The sequence below is a fragment of the Microbacterium sp. NPDC079176 genome (assembly GCF_040686675.1).
Classification (GTDB): Bacteria; Actinomycetota; Actinomycetes; order Actinomycetales; family Microbacteriaceae; genus Microbacterium.
In genome coordinates, this window is sequence record NZ_JBFBLM010000009.1 from 1 (window position 1) to 5,530 (window position 5,530).

The following is a 5,530-nucleotide window of genomic DNA, read 5'->3' on the forward strand; positions in this document are numbered from 1 at the left end:
TAAGATAGAGAAGTTGCCCTTCGGGCCTGGTTGTGATGACTGGGTCGTGGGAGCATCCGATCCTTGAGAACTCAACAGCGTGCACTTGTCAAATGCCAAATAACCTCGATTCAGCTTCGGCTGGATGAGATTCCTTTGGATCAAAGACCAACCTCCTTGTGGGGTTGGCAACGGATAAAGTCAGCAATGATTTGTCTCTTTGGTCAGCATCAAACTCGCTGCGTCACCGTTTTCCCGGTGTCGTATGCATTTCTTTTTTACGGAGAGTTTGATCCTGGCTCAGGATGAACGCTGGCGGCGTGCTTAACACATGCAAGTCGAACGGTGAACACGGAGCTTGCTCTGTGGGATCAGTGGCGAACGGGTGAGTAACACGTGAGCAACCTGCCCCTGACTCTGGGATAAGCGCTGGAAACGGCGTCTAATACTGGATACGAGTAGCGACCGCATGGTCAGTTACTGGAAAGATTTATTGGTTGGGGATGGGCTCGCGGCCTATCAGCTTGTTGGTGAGGTAATGGCTCACCAAGGCGTCGACGGGTAGCCGGCCTGAGAGGGTGACCGGCCACACTGGGACTGAGACACGGCCCAGACTCCTACGGGAGGCAGCAGTGGGGAATATTGCACAATGGGCGCAAGCCTGATGCAGCAACGCCGCGTGAGGGATGACGGCCTTCGGGTTGTAAACCTCTTTTAGCAGGGAAGAAGCGAAAGTGACGGTACCTGCAGAAAAAGCGCCGGCTAACTACGTGCCAGCAGCCGCGGTAATACGTAGGGCGCAAGCGTTATCCGGAATTATTGGGCGTAAAGAGCTCGTAGGCGGTTTGTCGCGTCTGCTGTGAAATCCGGAGGCTCAACCTCCGGCCTGCAGTGGGTACGGGCAGACTAGAGTGCGGTAGGGGAGATTGGAATTCCTGGTGTAGCGGTGGAATGCGCAGATATCAGGAGGAACACCGATGGCGAAGGCAGATCTCTGGGCCGTAACTGACGCTGAGGAGCGAAAGGGTGGGGAGCAAACAGGCTTAGATACCCTGGTAGTCCACCCCGTAAACGTTGGGAACTAGTTGTGGGGTCCATTCCACGGATTCCGTGACGCAGCTAACGCATTAAGTTCCCCGCCTGGGGAGTACGGCCGCAAGGCTAAAACTCAAAGGAATTGACGGGGACCCGCACAAGCGGCGGAGCATGCGGATTAATTCGATGCAACGCGAAGAACCTTACCAAGGCTTGACATATACGAGAACGGGCCAGAAATGGTCAACTCTTTGGACACTCGTAAACAGGTGGTGCATGGTTGTCGTCAGCTCGTGTCGTGAGATGTTGGGTTAAGTCCCGCAACGAGCGCAACCCTCGTTCTATGTTGCCAGCACGTAATGGTGGGAACTCATGGGATACTGCCGGGGTCAACTCGGAGGAAGGTGGGGATGACGTCAAATCATCATGCCCCTTATGTCTTGGGCTTCACGCATGCTACAATGGCCGGTACAAAGGGCTGCAATACCGCGAGGTGGAGCGAATCCCAAAAAGCCGGTCCCAGTTCGGATTGAGGTCTGCAACTCGACCTCATGAAGTCGGAGTCGCTAGTAATCGCAGATCAGCAACGCTGCGGTGAATACGTTCCCGGGTCTTGTACACACCGCCCGTCAAGTCATGAAAGTCGGTAACACCTGAAGCCGGTGGCCTAACCCTTGTGGAGGGAGCCGTCGAAGGTGGGATCGGTAATTAGGACTAAGTCGTAACAAGGTAGCCGTACCGGAAGGTGCGGCTGGATCACCTCCTTTCTAAGGAGCATCTGACTCTTCGGAGTCCAGAACCCAGATCGAAGACGTTCGTTCTTCGCTGGGAGCTCATGGGTGGAACATTTGACATGACATCAGCGCAGCTGAGTCTCGTGAGTACGCTGACCTTCGGGTTGGTTGGAAAGTGGGGCTTCGTGAGCGGGGTGTCTGCACGCTGTTGGGTCCTGAGGGACCGGATGCGATCTTCGGATCGTTTCTGTACCTCTGGGCCTCTTGTTGTTTCCCCTGTGGGGGTGGCGAGAAGGGGTACCGCCCGTACTTTGAGAACTACACAGTGGACGCGAGCATCTTGCAGCCGGCTTCGGTCGGTTGCACAAGATGATCTTAAAGATCATTAGTCAATTTCATGCCAGGCCTTTGGGTCTGGTGTCGATTCTGATTCAAACTCATGTGATTTCAAGTCTTTAAGAGCAAACGGTGGATGCCTTGGCATCTGGAGCCGAAGAAGGACGTAGCAATCTGCGATAAGCCTCGGGGAACTGATAAGCAAGTTTTGATCCGAGGGTGTCCGAATGGGGAAACCCCGCTGGGCGGCGTGCCGACCTAGTGACTCCCGCCTGAATATATAGGGCGGGTAGAGGGAACGTGGGGAAGTGAAACATCTCAGTACCCACAGGAAGAGAAAGCAACCGCGATTCCGTTAGTAGTGGCGAGCGAAACCGGAACAGGCTAAACCTAGCGTGTGTGATAGCCGGCAGGCGTTGCACGTTGGGGGTTGTGGGACTTTTCAGTCATCTCTGCCGAGATGGCGGCGTTACACGATGGTATAGACGAACGGTCTTGAAAGGCCGGTCATAGAGGGTGCCAACCCCGTAGTCGAAATGCCAACCGTGGCGCGAAGAGTATCCCAAGTAGCACGGGGCCCGTGAAATCCCGTGTGAATCTGTCAGGACCACCTGATAAGCCTAAATACTCCCAGATGACCGATAGCGGACAAGTACCGTGAGGGAAAGGTGAAAAGTACCCCGGGAGGGGAGTGAAATAGTACCTGAAACCGTTTGCTTACAAACCGTTGGAGCAGCCTTAGTAGCTGTGACAGCGTGCCTTTTGAAGAATGAGCCTGCGAGTTAGCGATATGTGGCGAGGTTAACCCGTTGAGGGGTAGCCGTAGCGAAAGCGAGTCTGAATAGGGCGATTCAGTCGCATGTCCTAGACCCGAAGCGAAGTGATCTATCCATGGCCAGGTTGAAGCGACGGTAAGACGTCGTGGAGGACCGAACCCACTTAGGTTGAAAACTGAGGGGATGAGCTGTGGATAGGGGTGAAAGGCCAATCAAACTTCGTGATAGCTGGTTCTCTCCGAAATGCATTTAGGTGCAGCGTTGCGTGTTTCTTGCCGGAGGTAGAGCTACTGGATGGCCGATGGGCCCTACAAGGTTACTGACGTCAGCCAAACTCCGAATGCCGGTAAGTGAGAGCGCAGCAGTGAGACTGTGGGGGATAAGCTTCATAGTCGAGAGGGAAACAACCCAGACCACCAACTAAGGTCCCAAAGCGCGTGCTAAGTGGGAAAGGATGTGGAGTTGCCTTGACAACCAGGAGGTTGGCTTAGAAGCAGCCACCCTTGAAAGAGTGCGTAATAGCTCACTGGTCAAGTGATTCCGCGCCGACAATGTAACGGGGCTCAAGCACGCCACCGAAGTTGTGGCATTGACATTATTGGTAGGCCTTCGTGGTCCAGCCGTGTTGATGGGTAGGAGAGCGTCGTGTGGCCAGCGAAGCGGCGGTGTAAACCAGCCGTGGAGGCTACACGAGTGAGAATGCAGGCATGAGTAGCGAAAGACGTGTGAGAAACACGTCCTCCGAAAGACCAAGGGTTCCAGGGTCAAGCTAATCTTCCCTGGGTAAGTCGGGACCTAAGGCGAGGCCGACAGGCGTAGTCGATGGACAACGGGTTGATATTCCCGTACCGGCGAAGAACCGCCCAAGCTAATCCAGTAGTGCTAAGTGTCTGAATCCCAGTGACTGATCCCTTCGGGGTGACGCGTTGGGCCTAGCGCACGACCCCATTCTGGTGCGGTTAGCGTATTAACAGGTGTGACGCAGGAAGGTAGTCCAAGCCAGGCGATGGTTGTCCTGGTGCAAGTGCGTAGGCCGAGAGATAGGCAAATCCGTCTCTCACATAGGCTGAGACACGATGCGGATAAAAAGTGGATGATCCTATGCTGCCAAGAAAAGCATCGACGCGAGGTTCTAGCCGCCCGTACCCCAAACCGACTCAGGTGGTCAGGTAGAGAATACCAAGGAGATCGAGAGAATCGTGGTTAAGGAACTCGGCAAAATGCCCCCGTAACTTCGGGAGAAGGGGGGCCTTCGACGTATTAGGACTTGCTCCGAAAGCGTTTGGAGGCCGCAGAGACTAGTGGGTAGCGACTGTTTACTAAAAACACAGGTCCGTGCCAAGTCGCAAGACGATGTATACGGACTGACGCCTGCCCGGTGCTGGAAGGTTAAGAGGACCGGTTAGCCGCAAGGCGAAGCTGAGAATTTAAGCCCCAGTAAACGGCGGTGGTAACTATAACCATCCTAAGGTAGCGAAATTCCTTGTCGGGTAAGTTCCGACCTGCACGAATGGCGTAACGACTTCCCAACTGTCTCAACCGCGAACTCGGCGAAATTGCATTACGAGTAAAGATGCTCGTTACGCGCAGCAGGACGGAAAGACCCCGTGACCTTTACTACAGCTTGGTATTGGTGTTCGGTGTGGCTTGTGTAGGATAGGTGGGAGACTGTGAAGCATGGACGCCAGTTCATGTGGAGTCATTGTTGAAATACCACTCTGGTCACTCTGGATATCTAACTTCGAACCGTAATCCGGTTCAGGGACAGTGCCTGGTGGGTAGTTTAACTGGGGCGGTTGCCTCCCAAAAAGTAACGGAGGCGCCCAAAGGTTCCCTCAACCTGGTTGGCAATCAGGTGTCGAGTGTAAGTGCACAAGGGAGCTTGACTGTGAGACTGACAGGTCGAGCAGGGACGAAAGTCGGGACTAGTGATCCGGCAGTGGCTTGTGGAAGCGCTGTCGCTCAACGGATAAAAGGTACCTCGGGGATAACAGGCTGATCTTGCCCAAGAGTCCATATCGACGGCATGGTTTGGCACCTCGATGTCGGCTCGTCGCATCCTGGGGCTGGAGTAGGTCCCAAGGGTTGGGCTGTTCGCCCATTAAAGCGGTACGCGAGCTGGGTTTAGAACGTCGTGAGACAGTTCGGTCCCTATCCGCTGCGCGCGTAGGAAATTTGAGAGGATCTGACCCTAGTACGAGAGGACCGGGTTGGACGAACCTCTGGTGTGTCAGTTGTTCCGCCAGGAGCACCGCTGATTAGCTACGTTCGGGATGGATAACCGCTGAAAGCATCTAAGCGGGAAGCCGGCCTCAAGATGAGATTTCCATACCTTCGGGTGAGAGGCTCCCAGCCAGACTACTGGGTTGATAGGCCAGATGTGGAAGTGCAGTAATGCATGCAGCTGACTGGTACTAATAAGCCGATGACTTGATAACACACCGTTTGTTGGTGCTACGCGTCCACTGAGTGGTTCTCGATGTACGGTCGAGAACCCTACAGACAACAATGATTTGTCTATAGGTTTGATTGAAACATCAATAGTGTTTCGGCGGCCATAGCGTGAGGGAAACGCCCGGTTTACATTCCGAACCCGGAAGCTAAGCCTCACAGCGCCGATGGTACTGCAGGGGGGACCCTGTGGGAGAGTAGGACACCGCCGGACTTCTT

The 5,530-nt window shown here is 54.4% G+C and carries 3 rRNA genes; all 3 read left to right on the forward strand.

The window, feature by feature from the left end:
- Positions 1-256 precede the first annotated feature (256 nt).
- The 3 genes from AB0P11_RS17520 (at position 257) to rrf (ending at position 5,525) form a co-directional block, all read left to right on the forward strand.
- A 16S ribosomal RNA gene (locus AB0P11_RS17520) occupies positions 257-1,781 on the forward strand.
- Positions 1,782-2,193: 412 nt separating this feature from the next.
- A 23S ribosomal RNA gene (locus AB0P11_RS17525) occupies positions 2,194-5,298 on the forward strand.
- A 109-nt stretch (positions 5,299-5,407) separates the two neighbouring features.
- A 5S ribosomal RNA gene (rrf, locus tag AB0P11_RS17530) occupies positions 5,408-5,525 on the forward strand.
- The 16S, 23S and 5S rRNA genes sit together here, the layout of an rRNA operon.
- Positions 5,526-5,530 lie beyond the last annotated feature (5 nt).